This window comes from Chitinophaga sp. SVR4-12A (genome assembly GCF_056754765.1).
The window spans coordinates 406,828-433,663 of sequence record NZ_JBPGWP010000001.1 but is presented as its reverse complement, the minus strand read 5'-3'; the positions used below and the strand labels follow the sequence as shown (position 1 = coordinate 433,663).

Here is a 26,836-nt window from a genome sequence, read left to right as displayed (position 1 = left end):
ATTTATTGATAATTAATAACGTTAAATTTGTAATACCTGGACAATTATTAATTAATTTTTTACTTTTTTAATGCAACAAACACCCAGACCAAATTTTAACCGCGGGAGAAACCCGAACTTTCGTAGGGAACAACAGCAAGAGCATCGTACCAACAGAATGATACGTGTACCGGAAGTAAGGCTAGTAGGAGAAAATGTTGAAGTAGGCGTTTACAGAACAGAAGAAGCCCTGCACATGGCTGAACAGCAGGGACTGGATCTGGTAGAAATATCCCCAAATGCCACCCCGCCCGTATGTCGCATCATCGACTATAATAAATTCCTTTACGAGAAGAAGAAGAAAGAGAAGGAAATGAAAGCCAAGGCGCATAAAAGCGAGGTGAAAGAGATCCGCTTTACGCCTAATACAGACGATCATGACTTCGACTTCAAGGCTAAACATGCCGAAAAATTCCTGAGAGATGGTAATAAGGTGAAAACATACGTACAGTTCAAAGGCCGCGCCATCATGTTCAAGGAGCGCGGAGAGCTGATACTGCTGAAATTCGCCGAACGCCTCGCAGAAGTAGGCGCCCTGGAAGGGATGCCCACCATGGAAGGGAAACGCATGATCGCCATCTTCGCTCCTAAAGCAGCCAAGAAGAAAGAAGGCGGTAGCAAGGAAGGGGGTAACAAAGAGCCCAGGGAACCCAGGGAGCAGCAGCCCGCCCAGGCCCAGCCGGCTTCCAGGCCCGAAGGCAACGCATAATCTCCCGCTTATAGCATATTTAAAATACTAGAGCCGCCTCCGATAATATCGGGGGCGGCTTTCTTCTTTTATATATATTTTTCTTTTAAATAAATTAATAATATATATTATTAATTATTTCGTATATTTGATAGGTCACACGAATAGGTCGGTAGGATACCACCAGCATGTTATGAGACTAAACAGGGCGGACGAAGAACCAAAATCTAAGAGCACAGCGACAAGTGTCCCATCAAAATAACCCTGCATCCGGGATTACTAACTTATTAAACCATTCAGTATGCGAGTTTATCTAAAGCATGTACATTCGCTTTTGTTCGTTTGCATTATGGCATCCTTACTGTTTTCCTGTAAAGGTGTAACAGAGGAAGAGTATCTCAGGAACACTTTTTACCAGAAGGAAGAAAAATTAAAGCAGCTGAACCGCCTCATTGATTCGCTGGTAATACCTCAGCTGAACCCTGACGAGTATAGCAGCTACATTGTAGTAGACTGCAAAACAGCGCCGGCTATCAAGAACAACAGCGTGTGTAATCCGCTGGTAGCTGAAGCGATGAGAGAGCTGGCCATCAGCTCCATTAACCTGGAAAAAGGCGCCGGCCCGGCTGTTGGTAACTATGGCCTCTACATCTACAAAGTGAACGCAAAGTATGGTAACTACTCCAAGTTCTACTTCTATCACGATGTATGCGATAAATGGAAAGAAGCAAAAACCGGTAAAGACTTTGTATACGTCCCCTTCGAAGATCATTGGTCCGTGTACGTTGGAAGAAACTAAAGATAAAGGCTGATAACTATCCTGATAATTGCACCGCCCGGGAAGATCCTTCCCGGCGGTTTTTTTATTTTAAGGGTGATACTAACCGGCGCTGACAATAATAACAATATCGGCGACGTTACACGTACTGACAATAACTGTTACAACTATACTTTTCTTAATATTGTTCTTCGTCCGATTTTTAACAAATATTAACTAATCCTAAATTGTATTTTTTATTTTATTATTCATATCTTGCCGGTTATGCGAACAATTGTAACTGATTTTGTGCACTCGGCTCAGCCGGAGCCGCATCGTATAAGAACAAAGGAGATCTTAAAACAACATCCTGGTATCCGGAACCTGATTGGTAAAAACCCAAAGACGTTTTGGGCCATCCTGGGTCTCGTATCTTTTCAAATCGTAATGGCCTGGCTGGTAAGGGATCAGTCATGGTGGATCGTACTGGGGGCTGCATACCTCCTCGGAGCATTTGCTGATCACGCCCTGTTCGTGATGATCCACGAATGCGCCCACAAATTGCTTTTCAAAAAGCCGGCAGCAAACCGCCTGGCAGGCATCCTGGCTAATATGCCCCAGGTGATGCCCAGCTCGGTTTCTTTCGAGCGTTATCATATCAAACACCACTCTTTCCAGGGTGTGCATGAACTGGATGCCGACCTTCCCAACCGTTGGGAGGCAAAGCTGATCAATAACTATTTTATTGGTAAAGTGATCTGGCTGCTGTTCTACCCGCTCTTCCAGGTGTTCCGTATATCAAGGTTAAAAGAGATTAAACCCTTTGACGGCTGGATAGCCCTTAACTGGCTGGTGCAGATCGCTTTTGTAACAGGTATCACCCTGCTGTGGGGACCAAAAGCCATTGGCTTCCTCGTAGCCAGCTTCTTTTTCTCCGTAGGCCTGCATCCCCTGGGCGCCCGCTGGATCCAGGAGCACTACCTCACTCACGGTGAACAGGAAACTTACAGCTACTACGGCGTGCTGAACACGGTAGCCTTCAACGTGGGTTACCACAATGAGCACCACGATTTCCCTTCCATTCCCTGGAATAAACTGCCGCAGATCAGGAAAGAAGCATCTTCTTTTTACAATACACTGTACTTCCATACTTCCTGGACCAAACTGTTCTTCCGCTTCCTGTTCGATAAGGAGATCTCTCTCTTCTCCAGGATCATCAGGAGCAACAGGGGTAAAGTACAGCTGACAGACGAATCCAAACCGGATGTTGAGCTGATCAAAGAAACCGGAACAACGAAAGAAGTGGTTGGCTAAGCCAGCATTTTCAATATTTTTTTAGCCCTTGAGGCAAAACCAGGCGAAGGCTGGTGCTGTAATTCATCTTCCAGCACCAGCCTTATCTCATTCCGGATATCAGGGTATTCTTTTGCCAGGTTGGCGAGTACAGTCATAGAGAACGCGCGCACAGCGATCGTTTCTTCCGGGTTGCTCAGGAACTCAAAACAGTGATGCATGACCGGGCCATGCAGGGCAGGAGGGATGGGCAAAAACTGCAATACCCTCGTTACATTCCGCTTCACCGCTACCGGTATGCCGCTGTCCTCCATTCTTTGCACCATCGCCGCTAAGTGCGGCTGCATCAGCTCCGGATGCTTTTGCGCAACATAGCTTAAGATCCACGCAGCACGCTGTACCACGCGGTACTCGTCATGCAGGAACAGCTCCACCAGCTGCGCCAGGCGCGCCGGATCATTACCTATCCAGGCCGCGATCTGTAAAGTATGTGTACGGGAATTTTCCTGTAATATCTGCTCACGCAAATGCATGCCTAAAATTAAATTCCAAATCCCAAATCCCAAATTCCAAAACGAAAATATACTTGCGACAATCTCCGCTCTTTGGAATTTGGAATTTGGGATTTGGAATTTGAAACCTGGCTTTTACGCCGCTTTCTTCTCCACCGGCGTTACCCGCAGCTCCAGCACCTGGTTGCTGCGGATCACTTTCAGATACTGGAACTGGCCTATCTTTTCCCGGTTCAACTGCCGGAACAGCGCATCCGCCGTTTCTATCAGGCTGTCGTTGAAGGAAACGATAATGTCGCCGTCTTTTAAGCCTGCCTTCGCCGCCGGACTGTTGCCCTCTACTCCTGTGATGAACAGGGCGCTCTTATTCCTAAGCTGCAGGGCAGTCCTTAATTTGGGCACCAGGCTTACCTGCTGCAGCATTACGCCCAGGTAACCCTTTACCACCTTGCCATATTGCATCAGCTCTGCGGCGATCATCTTGGCGGTATTGATGCTGATGGCAAAGCATAAGCCTTGTGCGCCCTGTATCATGGCAGTGTTCACGCCTACCACTTCTCCCTTGTAATTAATCAGCGGCCCGCCTGAATTACCGGGATTCAGGGCCGTATCCGTCTGTATCAGGTCGTCTATCGTCAACCCATGCTCATTCCGTAAAGAGCGGCCCAGCGCACTCACCACACCGGCGGTCACCGTATGCTGAAAGCCCAGCGGATTACCAATGGCGATCACCAGCTGACCTATTTTCAGCTCATGTACATCGCCCAGCTGCGCTACCTGGAAATCAAAAGCAGATGCTTTCAGGATCGCAATATCCGCATCCGGATCTTCGCCGGCCAGCGTAGCAGGGTAAATGCTGCCGTCATGCAACACTACGTTAAAAGAGCTGCCTTTATTTACAACATGGGAATTGGTGAAGAGATAACCATCTGATGAAAAAAAGAAACCCGAACCGGTACCGGTTACTTTCCTGTTGGCATCCAGCCGTTCTATCTTTACAACGGACTTGCCTGCGGTTTCCACCGCATTATGGATGATTTCAGAATATGCATCCATATAACCTCCTGTTTTTATTGGGTGTTATAACGCAGAAAACAGGCCACAATGAAAAGCCGCCAAAAAGGCATATTTTTGAAGCGCTATGAAAGATGCAGGAAAACTACTCATCATCATCGGCATCCTGTCTGTTGTTTCGGGCCTGGTGCTGCTCTACTCAGGCGACAAGCTGAAATGGCTGGGCCGCCTGCCCGGGGATATCCGCATCCAGCGCGATAATTTCAGGTTCTATGCGCCCATTACCACTATGCTGCTCATCAGCGTGCTCCTCAGCTTTATTTTGTATGTCATAGGAAAATTCTTCAAATAATAGCTTTTCCCTGTTCCCATCTTTTTTCCTTTTTTTGCAGGACCAACACCAAAACCATTGCTTAGAAAAGAATTTCGGATCATCCTGCTTTCCTTGCTCGTCAGCTTCCTCCTGACTGCCGCAAAATTTACGGCCTATTTTCTCACGCATTCCGTAGCCATTTTGTCTGATGCCCTGGAATCCATTATCAACGTGGTGGCCGGTGCATTTGCTTCTTACAGTATTTACCTGGCCGGAAAGCCCAGGGATGAGAACCACCCCTACGGGCATGGTAAAGTAGAATTCTTTTCCATCGGTTTTGAAGGCGCCATGATCTTCATTGCCGGCTGCCTGATCCTCGTTAAGGCGGTGCAGTATTTCATGGGCGCTCCGGGCCTGCATGGCCTCACACAGGGTATCTGGCTGATCAGCATCACGGCGTTTATTAACCTGCTGCTGGGTCAGTACCTGGTGCGTGCCGGGCGCAAACTGTCATCTATAACCCTCTCCGGTAACGGGCAGCATATTATGACGGATGTGTACAGCAGTGTGGGTTTGGTAGTGGCATTGGCAGTTATCAGCTTTACCGGCTGGACCTGGGTAGACCCCGCCGTATCCGTGATCATGGGAGTGCTGATCCTGCGGAAAGGATACCAGCTGCTGCGCCGCTCTATCTCCGGCCTGATGGACGAAACGGACATGCAGATGATAGACAAGGTGATCGGTATATTGAACGCCAACAGGAGAGCGGCCTGGATAGACGTGCATAATATGCGGGTGCAGCAATATGGCAATAACTACCACATAGATTGCCACCTTACGCTGCCTTACTACCTGGAGCTGAGCCAGGCGCATGAAGAGCTGAAAGCAATGGAAACACTGGTGAACCGCGAGATACCGGGAGGAGAAGTAGAGTTCTTCATTCATACAGATCCCTGCCTGCCCATTTGCTGCCATTATTGCCAGCTGATGGAATGCCCCGTAAGAAGTGAAGCTTTTAGCGGTAAGATCACCTGGACCCGGGAAAACGTGCTTCCTAACCGGAAACACGGGTGAGTTTATTCCTCGTATTCGTCTTCTCCGTCAGCATGCCCCAGTATGCCCCTGATAGGTTTGATAGCTTGGTAAATGCCACGGTCGTACTTGTTACCAAGAATAATAAGCGTAGTAGAGTCCTGTACAAAACGATAGAACACGGTATTATTACCATGCCACCAGCCGTTGTGGTAGACGATTTTACCGCCTTCGGGATACACCATCAGGCGCCAGCCCAGCCCGTAATTGCGGATTCCGGGTTTTTCGTTGCTGTAGGGCTTATAGGCCTCTTCCAGGGTCGATTCCTTGAACAGGTTGCCTGAATAAAGCGCCTGGTCCCATTTCAGCATGTCCTGCGCAGTACTGTAGATGCCTTTATCGCCTATCACACCGTCAAAATAGGTGTCTGGCTCTGCCTGGCCATTATACTTGTGGCTGGTGGTTTGATGGGGGCGGGGAGTGCCGGTAGGGTCAAATACAAAGGTATTTGTCATGCCCAGCGGTTCAAAGAAGGTTTGCCGCATGAAATCGGCGTATTTTTTATTGCTGATCTTCTCTATGATAGAGCCCAGCAGCATATAGTTCGTGTTACAATACTGGAAATGTGTATTGGGCTGATGCTGCATGGGCGGCTTGTGCTGCACCATCAGTCTTATCAGCTCGTCGTTGTTCAGGAAAGTCCCTTTATCGCCTTTCCACAGGCTGTCGCAGAAATACAGGTAGTTAGGCAGCCCGCTCCGGTGATTCAGGAGCATACGGATGGTAATGCCCATATACGGAAAGTCCGGGAAATACATCTGTAGCGTGTCTTCCAGCTTTAGCTGACCCCTTTCCATCAGGTAAAGGATCCCCATGGCCGTAAAGGTCTTAGACACGGATGCCAGCTGGAAGGAGGAGCTTTCGCCGATCAGCATCTTGTTGCGGAAGTCTTCCACGCCATGATACTGCTCAAAGATCACTACGCCTTTTTTAGCCACCAGCATGGCGCCGTTGAAACCGGTCCGTAAAAGCCTGTTGGAAAAAAATGCAGACAACTCCTGTTGCTGCTGGTGCGTCCGGGGGGAATTTAAGATCTCCGCCTTCTCCTTTTCACTCTCTGCGATAGTGTATAAGGTGTCCTCTGTCTTGGTGCGGAAGGAAGATTTACCACGCGCACTATTGCTCTGGCAACCGGAGATCGTGTATACCGCAATGCCGGATATAGTCAAAATGCAGAAAAATGCTCTTAAACGCTTCATTGAAAATCTGACAACTGATATTTTTTGCTATTCTGCTAAATATATTTCAAAAACGCGGCAATGATCTACATATTTTTTGACAAAATCAAATTTGCCGAAGTACCTGTTTGATTATTGGTCTACTTCTGTTAGGTTTGTGCCTTGTTTTTCCTGTTACCCACAATTATTGAGCCAATTGTGAGCGCGCTATATACGCATATTAATATTCTAATATATGGAGCAGAAGTTGACAAGTTATCCAAAAGAAAAGATCAATATCCTCTTGCTGGAGAATATCAGTGACGCAGCCGTGGCGGAGTTTGTAGACGCCGGGTATGCCAATACCCGCAAACTATCGGGCGCCCTGAGTGAAGAAGAGCTGATCAACGAGATCAAGGATGTACATCTGTTGGGTATACGGTCCAAAACACAGATTACCGCCAAGGTACTGGCAGCTGCCAGGAAGCTGCAGGCCATCGGGTGTTTTTGTATAGGCACCAACCAGGTTGACCTGAAATCGGCCAAGGAGCACGGGGTGGCTGTATTCAACGCGCCCTATTCCAACACCAGGTCGGTAGCGGAACTGGTCATTGGCCTGTCCATCATGCTGATACGCCGTATTCCGGATAAAAATAAAGCCGCCCATGACGGCACCTGGATGAAAGAAGCCAAAGGAAGCTATGAGCTGAGAGGCAAAACCTTAGGCATTGTTGGCTACGGCAACATCGGCAGCCAGGTAAGTGTATTGGCTGAGGGCATGGGGATGAACGTGATGTATTACGATGTGGAGACCAAGCTGCCCCTGGGCAATGCAGTACAGCAGAAAACACTGGCGGAGCTGTTTTCCCAGGCAGATATCATTTCCCTGCACGTGCCCTCTACACGCGCTACCCATAACATGATCAACCAGCAAACACTGAAGGACGTAAAGAAAGGTGCTATCTTCCTGAATTATGCCCGTGGTGAAGTGGTGGACCTGGATGCGCTGAAAGAAGCCCTGGAAAAGGGACAATTATCCGGCGCAGCCATCGATGTGTTCCCGGTAGAGCCGGAAAAGAACGGCGCCGCCTTCAAAACACCGCTGCAGAACCTCCCCAACGTGATACTGACGCCCCATATCGGTGGCAGCACCGAAGAGGCCCAGCACAACATCGGTTTGGATGTGAGCAGCAAAATGCTAAACTACCTGGAGAAAGGCGCCAGCTTCGGTTCACACACCGTTCCCGCGCTGAGTGTTCCCGCTATCGAACATACGCACCGTCTTTTGCACATTCACAAGAACGTGCCGGGGGTACTTTCAGAGATCAATACGGCTTTGTCTGAGAAGAAGATCAACATCCTGGGACAATACCTGAAAACAAATGAGCAAATCGGCTACGTGGTGCTGGATGTGGATACCCAGTTATCACAGGAAGCTTTTGCCGCATTGAAGGAAGTGAAGCATACGATCAAGACCAGGTTGCTGTACTAAACAGACCTGAATTATAAAAAAGCAGGGGATGTAAATACATTACATCCCCTGTTTCATTTTACAGCATCCCGTTTTGCCGCTTAAAACCCGTGTTTTTCCGGGTAGAAATCCTGCTAAAGGCCTATTCAAACCCGGTATTGAGATAAGGATATCCCGTAATATTCATGTAGTATAGATGCAGATCTCATATTTCTTTTGAAGAGAGATGAGATCTACATCTGTATCATCTCAATATTTTGAAACGGGAAGATAGGTATATCGGGTGTTCACCGGGTTTTAACCGAAGATGCAATAGGAAACAAGGCCTTATAAACGAAAAAAGACCGTCTGCCGGCTGGCAAACGGTCTTCCATTTATACTGGTAACCTTAATGGAGTTTATCTCAATACGTTCACGATGCCGCTGACGATGATCGGCTGGCCATCGGCTTCTTTCTTATAGCTAACCCACCAGATGTAAGTGCCTACATTGGCCTGCGGGCCGCCATGTAAGGAACCATCCCAGCCTTTCTTCGGATCTTCATCTGCGTAGATCAGCTGACCCCAGCGGGTGTAGATGCGCAGCTGGTATCCCAACATCAGGCCGCGGTATACCACCGGCCTGAAGCGGTCGTGGTTACCATCTCCGTTGGGAGAGAAGGCATTGGCAAAAGTAGGTTTCGGATCGCAGGGGATATAGGTAACCTTCACCTCGTCTGAGCTGGCGCCACACTTATTCGTTACCGTTACACCATAGGTACCTGCAGTAGATACGCTCAGGGCGGGGCCGGTAGAACCATCAGACCAGCGGGTAGTGCTGCTGATATCGTTGCCATCAGCGCGCAGGCGGAGTGTTTCGCCGTTACACAGGATGGTATCGTTACCCAATGCAACCCTCGGCAGTCCATCACAATATACAGTGATCACCTGGCGCGCTTCATTGGCATTGCCACATTCATCTGTAGCGGTCCATACGCGGATAAGGCGGAAAGCGCCGCAAACGCCCGGTATATCTACCGGTTCCTGTATCTGTGTACGGCTGATCTTCACTGAACCGCAATTATCAGTAGCTGATACATTTGTGGGCGGTGCAGGAATGGCATCGCAGTTCACTTGTACATCGGCAGGCGGCGGAACGGTGAATACCGGCCTGGTGGTATCCTGTACGGTGATGTTTTGTGTAACATTGCTGCTGTTGCCGCAATCATCTGTTGCCGTCCAGGTGCGAATGATGCGGTAAGTGCAGTTACCGCCGCCAATATCCTGGCGCTGATCACTGGATGTGGCGGTGATAATGGTGCCGCTGCAGAATGCCGTAGCAGTAAGGGTAGCAGCCGGCGGCACATTGCCACAGTCCACCGCCATATCAGCAGGAGCCGGGGTGGTAAACACCGGTGGCGTCAGTTCTTTTACCGTAATGGTCTGTACAAGGCTAGCGGTATTACCGCAGGGATCCGTAGCAGTCCATGTGCGCAGCAGCTGATAGTTGCTGGCGCAGGCGCCGGGAATAGCCTGGCGGGTCTCTACCGGGGTGATCGTCATGGCGCCGTAGCACGAGTCTACTGCATCCAATGTGATCGCAGCCGGTATAGCGTCGCAGTTCACGGTGATATCCGCCGGTTTAGGCGTAGTGAATACAGGCGCTGATTTATCTGTAATAGTGATCGTTTGTGAAGCCGTTGTGCTGAACCCGCACTGGTCAGTGGCGGTCCAGGTACGGGTCAGTGTCTGGTCGCAACCATTCACAGTAGAAAGGTCTGCAAAGGTTACGGTCAGCGGCATGTTGGTATAAGGCAGATGGCTGAACTGCGGTGTTCCGAACAGCGTCGTGTAATCTTTGCCCTGCTTACATTCTACAGTAAGCGCAGGAGGCGTGAAAGTTACTACCGGTGGTTTATCTACGATGGTCACCAACACGGAAGCACATGAAGTGGCGCTGCATGCGCCGCTGCTTTCAGCCCGCACATAGTAGGTAGTGGTCTTGGTAACGGTAGTTGTAATGGTGGGACCAGAACCGATGCTGGTACCGCCGCAGCTGTCTGCATACCATACCCAGCTAGCACCGCCGCCAAGGCTGCCGCCCTGGAGGCTGAGCGTAACATTGCCGCCGGCACACAGTTCTGTTTTATCGGCAGTAACACCGGTAGCCGCTACTGAGCCATTTTCTACAGCCACAGAGAAAGGTACATCTGTCGCGCAGCCAGGGCCACCGTTCTTGATGTTTAATATGAAATCATAGCTGCCTGCAGGCGTAGCGGCAGGGTAGGAGACCCTCAGCGGAGAAGCTGCCAGGGCGCTGTCTGCAGTAGTTGTAAAGCCAGGCATTACGTTGGTGGCAGCGGCTCTTACATTGAACAGCGTCGGATTATCGCTTACAGAGGCGTAAGGCAGTCTCAACACCGCCTCGCCGTTACAGGAAGGCGGAATAGCGTTCAATACGATGCCCGGTGCATTCTTCTTGCTCAGTATTACAGTGTCAGGGTTGCCGGAACAGGTAGCGTTGGAGATGGTCCAGGAAAGCATCACATCCTGGATGCCTGTTACCGTCACTGTGGTGTTAGGCTGTGTGGCATCCGTGATAGTGGCTGTTCCCTGTTCTACTTTCCAGGTGCCGATTGCTCCTGCCGGAACAACATTGGCTGCCATGGTGAACAGGTCCAGCGTACCGCACTGGCTCTGATCAGGACCGGCCAGGCTGGAAATGGGCACTGCTACATTCATAAGCACTACTGTATCCGTGCTTGTGCAGGTGGTATTCGCAGTTTTTTGAACCGACCATACCAATGTAACAGATTGCCCACCGCCAAGGCCATTTATAGGAGTCATAGGATCGTCGTCTTTCCCGATAACGGCGCCGTTTGCAGGGCCTGCAATGGTCCATTTACCCGCTTCCCCGGCAGCCATTACAGCGGCCATGGTAAAGTTGCCGTTATTACACTGCCGGATGGTGTCCGCACCTGCGTTTGCAACAGGAATATCGTTCACCAGAATGTCTTTTGTGGCAGTTACCACGCACATACCATTGGTCACAGTAGCCGCATAAGTACTTGTTCCCGGTGTTGCCGGTGTATGTTTTATCTCGGTGGAAATGTCGCCGGTAGGGGTCCATTGCACGTCATATAAAGCAAGTGTGTCGGGTATGGAGAGCGTTACTTCTTCGCCAAGACAGATATTCGCAGGACCGACAATGCTGTCCAGTACGGGCTTCGCATCAACGATCACCACTGCTGCCCCGGTACGCGAACACACACGACCACTACCATATTCCTTAAAACCGGTTACCGTATAGACCGAGGTTTCTGTTGGTGCAACCTGCACCTCTTCTGCAATGGTATCCAGCGGAAGGTCCCATACGTATTCATCAAAGCCGCCGGTGGCCGATAGTAAAGCGGTATCGCCGATACAGATCTCGTTATCGGGCACCACCACCTTGGGATTGGGCAGCAAGGTTACTCTTAAAGGTTTGGATGGCGCGGCACAGCCCTCCGTATTCCCCTCCTCATAGATCTTCAAACGGAAGAAGAGGGTAGTTGGCACCACCGGATCACCCTCCAGCAAGAGCGCACCTTCTGCAAAATTCAGTACAGAAGTAGCGGTGCCCGCCACGCCGTCACCGTCTCCTGAAATGGTAACCCAAACAGCACTGTCTTTGCTATATTGCCAGAAATACTGCGGTTTGGTAAAATAGCCCGAAGGCGTAAAGTTAGAAGTAAGGTTGGTGGGAGAACCCGCACACATGGTATACTGTCCGCCTTCCTGGTCCGTCTGACCATCAAAGAATGAATAAATATACGGTGTACAATATGCAAAGGTAATATCGTCTATCGCAATGTTATTTCCGCAGCCGCCCGGTGCATTGTTTTTGATCTGCACGATCACGTTGGTGATGCCGGGCATGGTTTTAAAGCTGAACTCCATTTGTTGCCAGCCGTTATTACTAAGTGTTGCCTGGTAGGGAACAGAAAGATCATTTGAATTAAAGGTGGACAGCAGGGCGCCGCTTACAGCATCCAGTATCTCAAAAGTAATGCCTGGGTTGCTGTAGCTGCCACCACAGCTATTCTCAAAATAAGTTTGGGTATCAATATTTTTCATCCATGCGCCGAACTTGTAGATCGCGCCTTTACAGAGCCCTGTTACTTCCCTGCTGTAAAAAATGTTGGGAGCGGCATCTGCATTCACGATCATCATAGCGCCATCAGTGTTCCTGGTATGGTCGCCCGTGGTGATCCAGTCGGCGCTTAAGCCAGCTGTGGTACTATGAATAACATATTCATTCGGGTTAAGTGTGCCGGCCGTATTGGCGGTGAACTGTGTAGTGCCTCTTGTTGGGGATAATGAAACCGGAACTGTAGTAACGCCAAAATCCTCTGTAAAACCAGCCATCGTTGAGGAAGTGTTGACGCCTTTACAATCCGGCATCGGGCAGGCAGAAGCCCTGATGAAGGCATTGGCAGTATAAGGTCCTGAAGGGGTATTCATGTCGGCCTTAACGGTGTAATTGCCATCTTTGATAAACTCAATGACAAGGGATGGACGGCCAGGCTGTGCGCTGTTAATGGCCCCATATACCACTTTATAGTCTGTACCTGCAACACCAGGGGTAATGGTGTACCTGGTATCGGTGACCGTTTCTCCGGTCACATTGGCGGTCATGGTCGCATAGTGCTCGTTGTCTTTTATCGTCGTACAAACCGTTTTAGGAGCGTTGACAAACGCCTGCCCCAGAACAGTTCCAGTACTCACAAAAGCCATGATCAGGCATAGGAAGGCTGATAATCTAATCACTTGTCTGAAGTATTACGAAAAACAAAATATTATTTCGGTCAGAGAGTAGCTGGTTCCTCTATGATAGTAATGTTGTGGCATAGTGTCCCCGACATAACAAACCCTAAGTTCTTAAGTAGCAATGCATCATGTTACTATAATATTAAATAATTAAAAATAACTATGTGTATGTTCAAAAAAGAGGGATTCACTGAGTTGGAATCCCTCTTTCTGAAGATATGTTTACATTATCTGATCACGGTCACTTCACCCTTGATGATGTTCGGGTTACCATTCGGCATTTTCTTGTAAGTGAGCCACCATACATAGGTGCCTACACCCACCAGTTGTCCCTGGTATCTGCCGTCCCATCCTTTCTTGCTATCGCGGCCCAGGTAGATCAGCTCACCCCAGCGGTTGAAGATGCGCAGCTCGTATTCGTACATCGGTCCGCGCACTACCGGTCTGAAGAAGTCGTTGCGGCCGTCGTTGTTGGGCGAGAACGCATTCGGGAAGGTCGGTTTCGGATCGCACTGGGTATAATCCACAGTGATCTGGTCTGTATAGCTTCCGCAATCGTTGAACACGGTCACAGAGTAGGTGCCTGCTTTTGTTACATCCAGGAACGGACCGGTAGAACCGTCAGACCAGAGTACCCTGGTGATATTGGCGCCATCTGCACGTAATCTCAGTGTTTCACCGATACACATCATTGTGTCGTTACCCAGGTTAATGAACGGTGTGCCCATTACCCTTACATTCAGGCTGTCCATGTACACGCGCTGACAGAACCTGTCCATTACCGCGAGCCTGTACTTACCGCTTGCGTTGAAGGCTTTTACAGGGTTGGAATCCCCGTCATCCCACAGGTAAGACATCGCATCCTGGGTGGTACCGTCTACCGTGATGCTGTTGCCAGGGCAAATCTCCCTGTTCGGGCCCAGCTCTACGTTGATACCTGGTTGCAGGCGTACATTTACAGTATCTCTCACCATACAGTTATCTCTCGTTACAGTTACCCAGTACAGGCCTGGCTGGTTCACCACGATAGAAGAGGTGGTGGCTCCGGTGGCCCAGCGGATGCTTCCGCCATTGCTTACGTTCACGGTCAGCATGATAGACTGATCAGGACAGATAGTCGTATCGCGGTTCAGGCTGATATCCGGCGGCGGATTCACTGTTACGTTCACGGTATCGATGGTGATACAGCCGCGTTTCGTTACCCTTACCCAGAATTGTTCCTGGGTACTTACAAGGATGGAAGAAGTGGTAGCGCCTGTGCTCCAGAGATAAGAAGCATCATCTACAAAGGCATCCAGTTTTACGCTCTGGCCGCGGCATATAGATGCATCAGGCAGGTTCACCAGCGGCATCGGTATCAGCTCTACATGAATGGTATCTGTTGTTACGCACACACCGTTTGTTACACTTACCCAGTAAGTACCTCCGGTGGATACCTGGATACGCTGGGTGGTTTCGCCGGTAGACCAGCGGATGGTGTAACCGAAGTTAGCTGCACCTGCATCCAGTATCAGGCTGTTGCCACCGCATATAGTGGTATCGTTGCCCAGGTTCACCATCGGCTTGTTGCTGTACTGCAGGTTGTAAACAACCGTATCAGAGATACAGCCGGTTACGCCGTCCTGTACTATAAAGCTTGCCTGTGTGGCGTTATTCAGGTTAAATGTTGCGTTCTTCTGTGCTAAAGGCACCTGTACTGCGTTGGCAGGTGTTACGCCTACCAGTATATAGGTAGGATTGTTAACCTGGTTGCTCAGTTTCAGGGTGAAGCTCGGATTGTCAGAGCAGTTCATCGGCAGTGCCGGGTCTAATGCCGGTTTCGGACAAGGATTCACGGTGATACGTTGTACCCTTTCTATTGCCTGGTTGCCGCAGGCATCTGCTATACGCCACCTTCTGATGATGGTATAACCGGCGCAGAGATCTTTTACATAAGGATCTTCCACTACAGTCACCGTTTTCGGGAAGGCAGGATCGCAATTATCTGTTGCCGTTAAGACAGGTGCAACCGGGATAGAATCACCGCAATTCACCACCAGGTCAACAGGAGCCGGAGCAATCACCGGACGGGTAGTATCGGTTACGGTTACCACCTGGCGTACAGTTGTGGTGTTACCACATTCATCTGTAGCTGTCCATGTACGGATCAGGCGATAGTTGCTGGCGCAGGCGCCTGGTATGGTTTCGCGTATCTGCGAGCGGCTCAGTTTCACATTGCCGGCGCAGTTATCAGTTGCAACCACGTTGTTTGCAGGAGGCGGAACAGCGTCGCAGCTTACAGTGGTATCCCTGGGCGGTGCAATGGTGAACACCGGACGCGTAGTATCCTGTACGGTAATGATCTGGCGCATGGTAGCTGTGTTACCACAATTATCCTTGGCAGTCCATGTACGGATCAGGCGGTAGTTGTTGGCGCAGGCTGGCAGGAGGGAAGTCCGCTGCTCGCTGGTCACTACCTGTACGTTCGCGCTACAGTTATCGGTAGCTGTTACCACCGGCCATGCAGGTACTTTATCACAATCCACGGTCACATCAGCCGGCTGTGGTATAGAGAATACCGGACGGGTAGTGTCCTGTACCGTGATGGTTTGTTTCACGGTAGCGGTATTGCCGCATTCGTCACGGGCTATCCAGGTACGGATGATCTGGTAGTAGTCTGCGCATTGTGCGCCAGGTATATTCTGACGTACATCCGTTGCAGTTACAGTGATCACGCCAGGGGTACAGTTATCGGTAGCAGTCAGTGTGGCCGCAGCCGGAACCGAGTTACAGTTAACAGTGGTATCCCTGGGCGGCGCTACGGTGAACACCGGACGGGTAGTATCCTGTACTGTAATTACCTGGGTAAGCGAAACGCTGTTGTTACAGCCGTCTGTAGCAGTCCAGGTGCGGATCAGGCGATAATTGTTCGCACAGGCGCCTGTAATATTCTGTCTTGTTTCTGTTGGTGTTACTGTGATCACACCGAAGCAGCTGTCATAAGCGGTCAGGTTCACCGGAGCCGGGATGGCGTCGCAGTTTACTGTTATGTTGGCCGGTGCGGCAGATCTGAACTCAGGTGCGTCGTTATCCACTACGGTAATGGTCTGTGAAGCGGTAGTGGTCATGCCGCATCTGTCGGTAGCGGTCCACGTACGTGTAAAGGTGCGTACACAACCGTTGATGGTAGAAGCATCCGTGAAGGTAACGGTGAGCTGCTGGCCTATGTAAGGCGTATGGCTGAACTGCGGTGTACCGAACAGGGTGGTGTAGTCCATACCCAGCTTACAGTTTACAGTGAGCGGGCCAGGTACAAATACTACTACCGGCGGTTTGGTGATCACCATGATCTTCACGGCGTTGCTGATGTTGTTCATACAAGGACCGGAGTTAACGATCCTTCTGAACCAGATGCTGTCTTGTGTCAGCGTGCCCGGAGAATAGGTAGCGTTGGTAGCGCCAGGGATATTGGCAAACCCGGTGGTAGCGCTTACGGTGCTGCTTTGCCATTGGTAGGTATAGGTACCGTTACCGCCGGTGAGCGTGCCGCCGCCTAATGGAGCCGCTGCTTCATTCAAGCATATGGTCTGGTCTGCGCTGATGGTGTTGCCCAATACAGCATTCAGATTAGAAAGAGTTACATTATCAGTAGTAGCAGGACACACCCCGTTGGTAATGGTCCAGCGCAGTGTTACTGTGCCACCGGCCGGTACTGTTACAGTAGTGGTCGGGCTGTTCACATTTGCGATGGTGGCGGTGCCGCTTACAATGGTCCACCTGCCGGTGCCTACAGCTGGTGCGTTAGCAGCCAGCGTGAAGTTGCCGTTACCGCACTGCTGCTGGTCGGGGCCTGCAGCGGCAACAGTTGGAGGCATATGGTTGACCAGTACCACATCGTCACTTGTCATTGGACAGGTTCCGTTCACAATTGTCCAGCGCAGTACAACTGAATCGCCTGCAGCTACGGTAATAGTCGCTCTCGGATCATGTATGTTGCTGATGGTAGCGTTACCGTATACCCTGGTCCACGTACCGGTAGCAGTAGCTACTCCTGGTGCATTGGCGCTCATGGTGAAGGTAGAAACGTTACACAGTTTCTGGTCAGGTCCGGCGGTAGCAATCGCTGCCTGCTGGTAGCTTACCAGTGTAACATCATCCGTTGAAGTCGGACATGCACCGTTTGTGATGGTCCAGCGCAGTACTACGGAGTCGCCTATGGCAACAGTTACGGTAGCCCTCGGATCAGTCATGCTGCTGAGTGTGGGTGTTCCATATACAATTGTCCATCTGCCGGTAGCAGTCGGAACACTCGGAGCGTTCGCTGCCAGTGTGAATGTATTTACGTTACACAGTTTCTGGTCAGGTCCCGCGGTAGCAGCTGCTGCCATGCGGTAGCTTACCAGTGTTACCGGATCGCTGCTGGCAGCGCAGTTACCGTTAGTGATAGTCCAGCGCAGTATTACAGAGTCACCGGCGGCCACTGTTACAGTAGACCTTGGGTTGGTGGGCGCTGCAATGGTAGCTGTACCATATGCTATGGTCCATCTGCCCGTACCCACTGTTGGTGTGTTAGCCGCCAATGTGAAGGATGTTACGTTACAAGCCTTCTGGTCAGGACCAGCATTAGCAGTGGTAGGCTGTGCATAGCTTACCAGGGTCACATCATCGGTGCTGGGGGTACAGTTACCATTGGTAACAGTCCAGCGCAGTACGATGGAGTCGCCAGGCGCTACGGTAATAGTAGAAGTCGGACTGGCCGGGTTGGTTACCGTGCGGGTGCCGTAGATGGTAGTCCATCTGCCGGTGCCGGCTGTCGGCGCGTTAGCGGCCAGCGTGAAGGACGTTACGTTACACAGTTTCTGGTCAGGGCCAGCAGCTGCAGTAGTAGGCTGTTTGTAGCTTACCAGGGTTACGTCATCAGTGCTGGGTGCGCAATTACCATTGGTAACCGTCCAGCGCAGTACGATAGAATCACCCGGAGCTACTGTGATAGTAGAAGTGGGGCTGGCTGGGTTGGCCACTGTTTTGCCGCCGTAGATGGTGGTCCATCTGCCGGTGCCTGCAGTGGGCGCATTAGCCGCCAGCGTAAAGGATGTTACGTTACACATTTTCTGGTCAGGACCAGCAGCGGCTGTTGTCGGCTGCCGGTAGCTTACCAGGGTGATATCATCTGTGCTGGCGGCACAGGTACCGTTGGACACAGTCCAGCGTAGTATAATGGAGTCGCCAGGCGCAACAGCGATAGTAGTGGTCGGGCTGCTTGCATTTGCTACTGCCTTGCCGCCGTAGATAGTGGTCCATCTGCCGGTGCCTGCAGTTGGCGTATTTGCAGCCAGTGTAAAGGAAGTTACGTTACACAGTTTCTGGTCAGGACCAGCAGCGGCGGTTGTCGGTTGCTGATAGCTTACCAGGGTTACGTCATCGAAGCTAGGTGTACAGTTACCATTGGTAACGGTCCAGCGCAATACGATGGAGTCGCCCGGAGCAACGGTGATAGTAGAGGTCGGGCTGGTTGCGTTAGCCACTGTTTTGCCACCGAAGATGGTAGTCCACCTGCCGGTGCCTGCAGTCGGCGCGTTAGCCGCCAGTGTAAAGGAAGTTATGTTACACAGTTTCTGGTCAGGACCTGCAGCAGCAGTTGTCGGTTGCTGATAGCTTACCAGGGTGATATCATCGGTGCTTGGCGGACAGGTGCCATTGGTAACGGTCCAGCGCAGTACGATAGAATCGCCAGGTGCAACGGTGATAGTAGAAGTCGGGCTGGCAGGGTTGGCCACTGTTTTGCCGCCGTAGATGGTAGTCCATCTGCCGGTGCCTACAGTTGGCGCGTTAGCCGCCAGTGTAAAGGATGTTACGTTACATAGTTTCTGGTCTGGGCCAGCTGCAGCAGTTGTTGGTTGCTGGTAGCTTACCAGGGTCACAAGATCTGTGCTTGGCGGACAGGTAATGCCGTTGGTAATGGTCCAACGTAATACAACCGAATCGCCAGGAGCAACAGTGATCGTCGTGGTCGGACTGGCAGGATTAGCTACTGTAGCTGTTCCGTAAACAGTAGACCAGCTACCGGTACCGATTGCCGGCGTATTAGCCGCCAGTGTGAAGGATGTTACGTTACACAGTTTCTGGTCAGGGCCAGCAACGGCTGTAGATGCGGTTTCGTAGCTCACCAGGGTTACGTCATCTGTGCTTGGTGTACAGTTACCGTTGGTAACAGTCCAGCGCAATATAATGGAGTCACCTACAGCAAGCGTGATAGCAGAAGTCGGGCTGGTCGGGTTGGCCACTGTTTTACCACCGTAGATAGTCGTCCATCTGCCGGTGCCTACAGTCGGCGCATTTGCCGCCAATGTGAAAGAAGTGATGCCACACAGCTTCTGGTCAGGGCCAGCAGCAGCAGTTGTGGGCTGTGCATAGCTCACCAGGATTACATCGTCGGTGCTGGCAGCACAAGTGCCGTTGGTAACGGTCCAACGCAGTACGATGGAGTCACCGGGCACTACGGCTATAGTAGAAGTCGGGCTGGCAGGGTTAGCCACTGTTTTGCCACCGTAGATGGTGGTCCATCTGCCGGTGCCTACAGTTGGCGTATTAGCCGCCAGTGTGAAGGATGTTACATTACACATTTTCTGGTCAGGACCAGCCGCCGCAGTAGTCGGCAGTTCATAGCTCACCAGCGTTACATCATTGGCGCTAGGCGCACAGTTACCGTTGGTAACGGTCCAGCGCAGGATGATAGAGTCTCCGGGAACTACTGCTATAGTAGAAGTCGGGCTGGCGGGGTTAGCCACTGTTTTACCACCGTAGATGGTAGTCCATCTGCCGGTGCCTACAGCCGGCGTATTCGCAGCCAGTGTGAAGGATGTTACATTACACAGTTTCTGGTCAGGGCCTGCATTAGCAATAGTTGGCTGTGCATAGCTCACCAGTGTCACATCATTAGTGCTGGCAGCACAAGTACCGTTGGTAACGGTCCAGCGCAGGATGATAGAGTCACCGGGAACTACTGCTATAGTAGAGGTCGGGCTGGTCGGGTTAGCCACTGTTTTGCCACCGTAGATGGTGGTCCATCTGCCGGTGCCAACAGTCGGCACATTTGCCGCCAGTGTGAAGGATGTTACGTTACACAGTTTCTGGTCAGCGCCTGCATTAGCAGTGGTAGGCTGTTGATAGCTTACCAGGGTAACTAAGTCTGTGCTTGGTGTACAGTTGCCGTTGGTAACAGTCCAGCGCAATACGATGGAGTCGCCAGGTACAACCGCTATAGTAGAAGTTGGGCTGGTTGGATTAGCCACTGTTTTACCGCCGTACACAGTTGTCCATACGCCGGTGCCTACAGTGGGTGTATTGGCAGCCAGTGTGAAGGATGTTACGTTACACAGTTTCTGGTCAGGACCAGCAACGGCTGTAGTTGGTTGCTGATAGCTCACCAGCGTTACATCATTGGTGCTGGCAGCACAATTACCATTGGTAATGGTCCAGCGCAGAATGATGGAATCACCAGGAACTACTGCAATAGTAGTGGTAGGACTAGTAGCGTTAGCCACTGTTTTGCCACCGTAGATGGTAGTCCATCTGCCGGTACCTACAGTTGGTGTGTTAGCCGCCAGTGTGAAAGATGTTACGTTACACAATTTCTGGTCAGGGCCTGCATTAGCAGTGGTAGGCAGTGCATAGCTCACCAGGGTTACGTCATTTGTGCTGGCAGCACAGTTGCCGTTGGTAACGGTCCAGCGCAGGATGATAGAGTCGCCGGGAACTATCGCTATAGTAGAAGTCGGGCTGGTCGGGTTAGCCACTGTTTTGCCACCGTAGATGGTGGTCCACCTGCCGGTGCCTACAGTCGGCGTATTAGCCGCCAATGTGAAGGATGTGACATTACACAGTTTCTGATCAGGACCAGCATTAGCGATAGTTGGTTGCTGATAGCTTACCAGTGTTACATCATTGGCGCTAGGCGCACAGTTACCGTTGGTAACGGTCCAGCGCAGGATGATAGAGTCACCGGGAACTACTGCTATAGTAGAAGTCGGGCTGGTCGGGTTAGCCACTGTTTTACCGCCGTAGATGGTGGTCCACCTGCCGGTGCCTACAGTTGGCGTGTTAGCTGCCAGCGTAAAGGATGTTACATTACACAGTTTCTGGTCAGGGCCTGCATTAGCAATGGTAGGCTGTGCATAGCTCACCAGTGTCACATCATTAGTGCTGGCAGCACAATTACCGTTGGTAACGGTCCAGCGCAGGATGATAGAGTCACCGGGAACTACTGCTATAGTAGAGGTTGGGCTGGTCGGGTTAGCCACTGTTTTACCGCCGTAGATGGTGGTCCATCTGCCGGTGCCAACAGTCGGCACATTTGCCGCCAGTGTGAAGGATGTTACGTTACACAGTTTCTGGTCAGGGCCTGCATTAGCAGTGGTAGGCAATGCATAGCTCACCAGGGTTACGTCATTTGTGCTGGCAGCACAAGTGCCGTTGGTAACGGTCCAGCGCAGGATGATAGAGTCACCCGGAACTACTGCTATAGTAGAAGTGGGGCTGGCCGGGTTAGCCACTGTTTTGCCACCGTAGATGGTGGTCCATCTGCCGGTGCCTACAGTCGGCGTATTAGCCGCCAGTGTGAAGGAAGTTACATTACACAATTTCTGGTCAGGACCGGCATTAGCAATAGTCGGTTGCTGATAGCTCACCAGCGTTACATCGTTGGTGCTGGCAGCACAGTTTCCATTGGTAACGGTCCAGCGCAGGATGATAGAGTCACCAGGAACTACTGCTATAGTAGAAGTTGGGCTGGCCGGGTTAGCCACTGTTTTACCTCCGTAGATGGTAGTCCATCTGCCGGTGCCTACAGTGGGCGCATTTGCAGCCAGTGTGAAGGATGTTACGTTACACAGCTTCTGATCAGGGCCTGCATTAGCAGTGGTGGGCAGTGCATAGCTCACCAGGGTTACGTCATTTGTGCTGGCAGCACAAGTGCCGTTGGTAACGGTCCAGCGCAGTATGATAGAGTCGCCGGGAACTACTGCTATAGTAGAAGTCGGGCTGGTCGGGTTAGCCACTGTTTTACCGCCGTAGATGGTTGTCCATCTGCCGGTGCCTACAGTCGGCGTATTAGCCGCCAGTGTGAAGGAAGTTACATTACACAGTTTCTGGTCAGGACCAGCATTAGCGATAGTTGGTTGCTGATAGCTTACCAGCGTTACATCATTAGCGCTAGGTGCACAATTACCGTTGGTAACCGTCCAGCGCAGGATGATAGAGTCACCGGGAACTACTGCTATAGTAGTGGTAGGGCTAGTAGCGTTGGCCACTGTTTTACCGCCGTAGATGGTGGTCCACCTGCCGGTGCCTACAGTTGGCGTGTTAGCCGCCAGTGTAAAGGATGTTACATTACACAGTTTCTGGTCAGGGCCTGCATTAGCGATTGTAGGCTGTGCATAGCTCACCAGTGTCACCAGATCTGTGTTGGCTGTACATGTACCATTACTAACGGTCCAACGCAGTATGATGGAGTCGCCAGGTGCTACTGTGATAGTAGAGGTTGGGCTGGTTGCGTTAGTTACTGTCTTACCGCCATAAACGGTTGTCCACCTGCCGGTGCCTACTGCAGGAGCGGTAGCGGCCAGTGTGAAAGATGTAACATTACACAATTTCTGATCCGGGCCTGCTACAGCAGCTGAAGGCAGCCTGTAGCTCACCAGGGTAACGTCGTCATATGCCGTAGGACACACGGGGCCATTAGTAACGGTCCAGCGTAATACGATAGAATCACCAACGGTTACATTGGTAACGGTCGCTTTGGGATCATTTATATTACTGATCACGATAGCTGCGTTACCTGCTATCCTGGTCCAGGTGCCGGTGGCGGTAGGAGCGTTGGTCAGTGCATTTGCATTCAGCGTAAAGCTGGTTACATTACACAGTTTCTGGTCAGGCCCCGCAACAGCCAGGTTGGAAGGATTAATATAGTTGGTAAGTGTTATCTGGTCGTCCTTACCCGGGCAGACACCGTTAGGCGTACCCCAGTTCAGAACTGCGCTGGCGCCTAATGGCACTATTACCTGAGTGCTTTCGTTGAATTTGTCGGCAACTATGATACGGGAAATGGGAACTCCGGTAGCGCTCATCACGGTCCATTCCGCCTTGGCGGTAGCTGTGCTGGGCTGGTTGGCAACCATTACGAAGGTAGAGTCATCACATTGATTGATATCCGGACCTGCGTCTACGTTACCAGGCATCGGGTATACGTTGATGGTCTTGGATACGCAGGTAGATGACGGACAAGGGCTGGCAGCATTTTCAGCTCTTACAAATATAGTAGTGGTCAGACTCAGCGGACCAACGGAAATACTGGGACCCGAACCGAGGAAGGTGCCACCGCAGGAGCCGGAATACCAGGCCCAACGGGCGCCAGCGGGCAAGGCGGGGCCTTGTACAGTCACCGTAACATAGCTGTTTACGCAGAGGTCTGTAGAGGATGCAATGATCCCCGTAGGCACTGGTAATGGCGCAACCACCGTTACGGAAATCGGACGTATGCTGTCACAACCCAGTGTTGGGTTTCTCAGCACCAGATTGAAAGTGTAAGTGCCCGGAGCGGTGGTAGTAGGATAAGCTACTGTAATCGGCGAAGCGGGCAGCGGCTGATTCAGCACATTGGTGAATCCTGGCATCGGGTTGGCTCCGGCAGCCACTACATCATACCGCGCCGGGTTGTTCAGCGGGTTGCTGTAAGGGATGGTGAACCTGCCGGTGCTGCTGCAGGATGACGGAATGGTACCAACGGTAACGCTTGGTTTTGCGATAACATTAATAGTGATACTATCTTTCGCAACACAGGCGCCGTTGGTAACATCTACATTATATTTATTAGGACCAACAATTGTTGGCGTATGTGTGGTAGTGTTGCCTATATCGCCGGTTGGCCGCCATTGAATGTCATATGCTAAGTTGGAAGGATCTATTTGCAGCGTTACAGACTGGCCAAAGCAAATAGGATTCGGACCGGTGAGGTTCAGCTGTAAGATGGGCATGGTATCCACAATCACAGGGGCTGTGGCCGTACGGTAACAGGTACGACCGGAACCGTAGTCCTTACGGCCGATCACTTCATATTCTGTTGTTACAGTAGGGGAGACATCGATCTGGTCGCCAAAAGTACTGTCTGTAGGCGTCGGCGTTGGCCATCGCCATTTATATTCATCGTATCCGCAACACGCCTCCAGCGTTGCGGTGGCGCCGATACAGATCTGGGCGCCTGCCACGGAGATCTTTGGATTAGGCAGCAGCTCTATTCTTACAGGTTTTGAAGGTTGTTCACAACCCATTGGGCTTGCGCTGCCCTCATTGATCGTTAACCTGAACCATTTATACGTAATTACTACAGGATCTCCGATAAGGTATTTGGAATCCGCTGCAAAATGCAGGGTATCGGTAGTAGAACCGGTCAGACCGTCACCCTCACCATTGATCTTGATCCAGTTGGTACCGTTATCACTGTACTCCCATCTGTAAACCGGGTTTGTGAAGTAGTCTTTCGGCTGGAATTCTGCGGTCAGGTTGGTAGCTGCGCCGGCACACATGGTATATTGGCCGCCCTCCTGGTCTTTTTGCCCATCAAAGTAGGCGAAGATATTGGGCGAGCAATATGCAAACTCAATATCATCAATGGCAATATCATTACCACAACCACCGGGGTTGTTATTCTTGATAATCACCTTCACATCGGTGAGGCTGGTAGCGTTGGGATTGGTTTTAAAGGTACCGCCGTATTTCTGCCATCCCTTGTTAGCATCTGTACTCACGTCATGCAGCGGCATGGATACATCATTGGTATTAAATGACGCCAGTAGGGCGTTCGTAGTTAAATCCCTTACTTCAAATGTCACCCCGGCATATATGTAATCGTTCTGACAGTTGTTTTCCAACACGCCCTTACCGTTGGCATTCCGGAACCAGGCACTGAAGTTATATACGGCGCCGGGACATAAGCCTCTTACTTCTCGGCTGTAGAATTCCTTCTTCTCTATTGCCGAGTTGGCCACCAGCATAGCACCTTCCAGACCGCCAGTACCATCACGGGTATGATCCAGCGACTGGTCCCATTCGGTACGAAGTTGCATTTGGCTACTAATGGCATAATAGTTATCATTCAGACCGTAGGTGCTTTGATAGATATATTGAATACTACCTCTTGCCGGGTCCAGTGGTATCTGGGCGCCCGGTGCCACCTGTCCAAATGTTTCCTTGAAGTCCTTACCGGAGGTGTTGGTTCCCTTACATACTGTTATAGGACAGTCTACAACGCTTACGGTTTTGTTAAGGGTGTTTTGAAGGACATTACTATTATTATATGTCTGTGCCCTTACAATATAACTGGCAGGTGTAAGGAACTCGATTGTAATGGAGCGGTTATTAGTTGAACCGCCTGGGTTGCCATTTGAAATGGTACCCACATAGCCATACAAAACTTTGTAATCTACTCCGAGGACCGCAGGGGTGGAAGCTGTGCCCTTAAATATAGTCCACTGGGTCTTCGTGCCGCTGTAACTGGCGATGCTGAATGTACCAAAACGAGTATTTGCTGCTCCCATGGAGGTACATACACTGGCAGGTGCATTCATTCGCTGCGCGAACGCCGGTACTGCAAAGCAACTTAAAATAAACAGATATAGGAGGGCTAGTATCTTTTTCATCTTGCTGAGTCAATTAATTAAAAAAACATCATTCCGGCGTTTTTCAGGCGCGGAGGAACGGGTTTGGTTGAATGTTTTCTGCAATTCGAAAAAGCGCTGCAACCCTCCGTGGGCTGGCATTTTGAGATAAGTAAACTAGTTTCATAGGCTCGGTGTTCAACGGTTTAATAATATATGATATGGATAAAATATTATACTATTTTGGAATTAAAATTATGAATAATATACAAAATAAAAAATGTGTATATGCCAAAAAGGCATCCAGCGAAGATGTCAGGAAGCAAAAAGGCAGAAGGCAGATTTGATTGTCAATTATTTACCGGAGTCTAAAAAAGTATAAATTCGTGTTAAAAAGTTATCCACACGACAACGTGGAAACCAGATGGTGAATAAATTATTTAGGTTCAATGTAGGTGGATTGAAATATTTCCCTACCTTTGCAGACCAAATTTGACGTAAGATGCCCAAAGTAAAGACTCATTCCCGCGCGAAAAAGACCTTTAAGGTGACCGGGAGCGGACAGATCAAAAGGTATAAAGCTTTCAAAAGTCACTTGCTGACCAAGAAAGCTACCAAAAGAAAGCGCAGCCTGAGAGGCAGTACACTGGTTAGTGATGCTAACCTGAACCTGGTTAAGAGGATGCTCTGTCTCCGTTAATTATAATTTTATTTATTAATCTGATCAAAAAAGCATTATATGCCTCGTTCAGTAAATGCAGTAGCTTCCAGGGCCCGGAGGAAGAAGATATTAAAACAAGCCAAGGGCTTCTACGGTAAAAGAAAGAATGTATATACCGTAGCCAAGAACGTATTGGAAAAAGGCCTGACCTATAGCTATGTAGGCCGTAAACTGAAGAAAAGGAATTACCGCCAGCTGTGGATTGCCCGTATCAACGCAGCAGTTCGCGCTGAAGGCCTGACCTATTCTGAATTCATTCACAAGCTGTCTGTAAACAACATCGATCTGAATCGTAAAGTACTGGCAGATCTGGCTATGAATGAGCCTGAGACTTTCAAGAATCTCGTGGCAAAGGTAAAATAA

13 protein-coding genes are annotated in these 26,836 nt (G+C 50.5%); 8 read left to right on the top strand and 5 right to left on the bottom strand.

The window, feature by feature from the left end:
* Nucleotides 1-70: 70 nt before the first annotated feature.
* The 3 genes from infC to ACR9Y8_RS01760 all read left to right on the top strand — a co-directional run bounded on the left by infC (nucleotide 71) and on the right by ACR9Y8_RS01760 (nucleotide 2,798).
* Nucleotides 71-748 (top strand): translation initiation factor IF-3, encoded by a 678-nt coding sequence (infC, locus tag ACR9Y8_RS01770; protein ID WP_481211502.1) that lies wholly within the window; start codon nucleotides 71-73, stop codon nucleotides 746-748.
* A 280-nt stretch (nucleotides 749-1,028) separates the two neighbouring features.
* On the top strand, nucleotides 1,029-1,526 hold the full coding sequence (locus tag ACR9Y8_RS01765) for a hypothetical protein (RefSeq protein ID WP_481211501.1): 498 nt from the start codon (nucleotides 1,029-1,031) through the stop codon (nucleotides 1,524-1,526).
* Between the two features lie 243 nt (nucleotides 1,527-1,769).
* Nucleotides 1,770-2,798: a fatty acid desaturase gene (locus tag ACR9Y8_RS01760; RefSeq protein ID WP_481211500.1), complete on the top strand. Its 1,029-nt coding sequence runs from the start codon at nucleotides 1,770-1,772 to the stop codon at nucleotides 2,796-2,798.
* On the opposite strand, the gene ACR9Y8_RS01755 is transcribed toward ACR9Y8_RS01760, so the two are convergent.
* Both ACR9Y8_RS01755 and ACR9Y8_RS01750 read right to left on the bottom strand, forming a co-directional pair.
* Nucleotides 2,795-3,310, bottom strand: a complete 516-nt coding sequence (locus tag ACR9Y8_RS01755; protein ID WP_481211499.1) for a hypothetical protein — start codon at nucleotides 3,308-3,310, stop codon at nucleotides 2,795-2,797. The two genes, ACR9Y8_RS01760 and ACR9Y8_RS01755, sit on opposite strands and share 4 nt — an antisense overlap.
* A gap of 114 nt (nucleotides 3,311-3,424) precedes the next feature.
* Nucleotides 3,425-4,345, bottom strand: coding sequence for a S1C family serine protease (locus ACR9Y8_RS01750; RefSeq protein ID WP_481211498.1), 921 nt, complete (start codon nucleotides 4,343-4,345; stop codon nucleotides 3,425-3,427).
* A gap of 85 nt (nucleotides 4,346-4,430) precedes the next feature.
* Between ACR9Y8_RS01750 and ACR9Y8_RS01745 the strand changes: the two genes are divergently transcribed.
* A complete protein-coding gene (locus ACR9Y8_RS01745; protein WP_481211497.1) occupies nucleotides 4,431-4,655 on the top strand; it encodes a DUF2905 domain-containing protein in 225 nt (74 codons plus the stop codon).
* A gap of 57 nt (nucleotides 4,656-4,712) precedes the next feature.
* Nucleotides 4,713-5,690 (top strand): cation diffusion facilitator family transporter, encoded by a 978-nt coding sequence (locus ACR9Y8_RS01740; RefSeq protein ID WP_481211496.1) that lies wholly within the window; start codon nucleotides 4,713-4,715, stop codon nucleotides 5,688-5,690.
* A 2-nt stretch (nucleotides 5,691-5,692) separates the two neighbouring features.
* Here the strand turns inward: ACR9Y8_RS01740 and ACR9Y8_RS01735 are convergent, their stop codons facing one another.
* Nucleotides 5,693-6,907, bottom strand: coding sequence for a serine hydrolase domain-containing protein (locus ACR9Y8_RS01735; protein WP_481211495.1), 1,215 nt, complete (start codon nucleotides 6,905-6,907; stop codon nucleotides 5,693-5,695).
* Between the two features lie 214 nt (nucleotides 6,908-7,121).
* On the opposite strand from ACR9Y8_RS01735, the gene serA reads away from it, so the two are divergent.
* Entirely contained in the window at nucleotides 7,122-8,357 is a 1,236-nt protein-coding gene (serA, locus tag ACR9Y8_RS01730; protein ID WP_481211494.1) for a phosphoglycerate dehydrogenase, read from the top strand.
* 377 nt (nucleotides 8,358-8,734) lie between these two features.
* Here the strand turns inward: serA and ACR9Y8_RS01725 are convergent, their stop codons facing one another.
* Both ACR9Y8_RS01725 and ACR9Y8_RS01720 read right to left on the bottom strand, forming a co-directional pair.
* Nucleotides 8,735-13,123, bottom strand: a complete 4,389-nt coding sequence (locus tag ACR9Y8_RS01725; RefSeq protein ID WP_481211493.1) for an Ig-like domain-containing protein — start codon at nucleotides 13,121-13,123, stop codon at nucleotides 8,735-8,737.
* A gap of 227 nt (nucleotides 13,124-13,350) precedes the next feature.
* Complete coding sequence (locus ACR9Y8_RS01720; RefSeq protein ID WP_481211492.1) at nucleotides 13,351-25,794, bottom strand: T9SS type B sorting domain-containing protein; 12,444 nt, start codon at nucleotides 25,792-25,794, stop codon at nucleotides 13,351-13,353.
* Between the two features lie 460 nt (nucleotides 25,795-26,254).
* Between ACR9Y8_RS01720 and rpmI the strand changes: the two genes are divergently transcribed.
* Together rpmI and rplT are read left to right on the top strand one after the other, a co-directional pair.
* Nucleotides 26,255-26,452 carry a 50S ribosomal protein L35 gene (gene rpmI, locus ACR9Y8_RS01715; protein WP_298734969.1) on the top strand — a complete coding sequence of 66 codons (198 nt, stop codon included), beginning with the start codon at nucleotides 26,255-26,257 and terminating at the stop codon, nucleotides 26,450-26,452.
* A 39-nt stretch (nucleotides 26,453-26,491) separates the two neighbouring features.
* Nucleotides 26,492-26,836: a 50S ribosomal protein L20 gene (rplT, locus tag ACR9Y8_RS01710; protein ID WP_481211491.1), complete on the top strand. Its 345-nt coding sequence runs from the start codon at nucleotides 26,492-26,494 to the stop codon at nucleotides 26,834-26,836.

Excerpts from the sequence above, each read along its gene's own strand:
- infC (WP_481211502.1), top strand. The coding sequence starts at position 71 with ATGCAACAAACACCCAGACCAAATTTTAACCGCGGGAGAAACCCGAAC.
- ACR9Y8_RS01765 (WP_481211501.1), top strand. The coding sequence starts at position 1,029 with ATGCGAGTTTATCTAAAGCATGTACATTCGCTTTTGTTCGTTTGCATT.
- ACR9Y8_RS01760 (WP_481211500.1), top strand. The coding sequence starts at position 1,770 with ATGCGAACAATTGTAACTGATTTTGTGCACTCGGCTCAGCCGGAGCCG.
- ACR9Y8_RS01755 (WP_481211499.1), bottom strand. The coding sequence starts at position 3,310 with ATGCATTTGCGTGAGCAGATATTACAGGAAAATTCCCGTACACATACT.
- ACR9Y8_RS01750 (WP_481211498.1), bottom strand. The coding sequence starts at position 4,345 with ATGGATGCATATTCTGAAATCATCCATAATGCGGTGGAAACCGCAGGC.
- ACR9Y8_RS01745 (WP_481211497.1), top strand. The coding sequence starts at position 4,431 with ATGAAAGATGCAGGAAAACTACTCATCATCATCGGCATCCTGTCTGTT.
- ACR9Y8_RS01735 (WP_481211495.1), bottom strand. The coding sequence starts at position 6,907 with ATGAAGCGTTTAAGAGCATTTTTCTGCATTTTGACTATATCCGGCATT.
- serA (WP_481211494.1), top strand. The coding sequence starts at position 7,122 with ATGGAGCAGAAGTTGACAAGTTATCCAAAAGAAAAGATCAATATCCTC.
- ACR9Y8_RS01720 (WP_481211492.1), bottom strand. The coding sequence starts at position 25,794 with ATGAAAAAGATACTAGCCCTCCTATATCTGTTTATTTTAAGTTGCTTT.
- rpmI (WP_298734969.1), top strand. The coding sequence starts at position 26,255 with ATGCCCAAAGTAAAGACTCATTCCCGCGCGAAAAAGACCTTTAAGGTG.
- rplT (WP_481211491.1), top strand. The coding sequence starts at position 26,492 with ATGCCTCGTTCAGTAAATGCAGTAGCTTCCAGGGCCCGGAGGAAGAAG.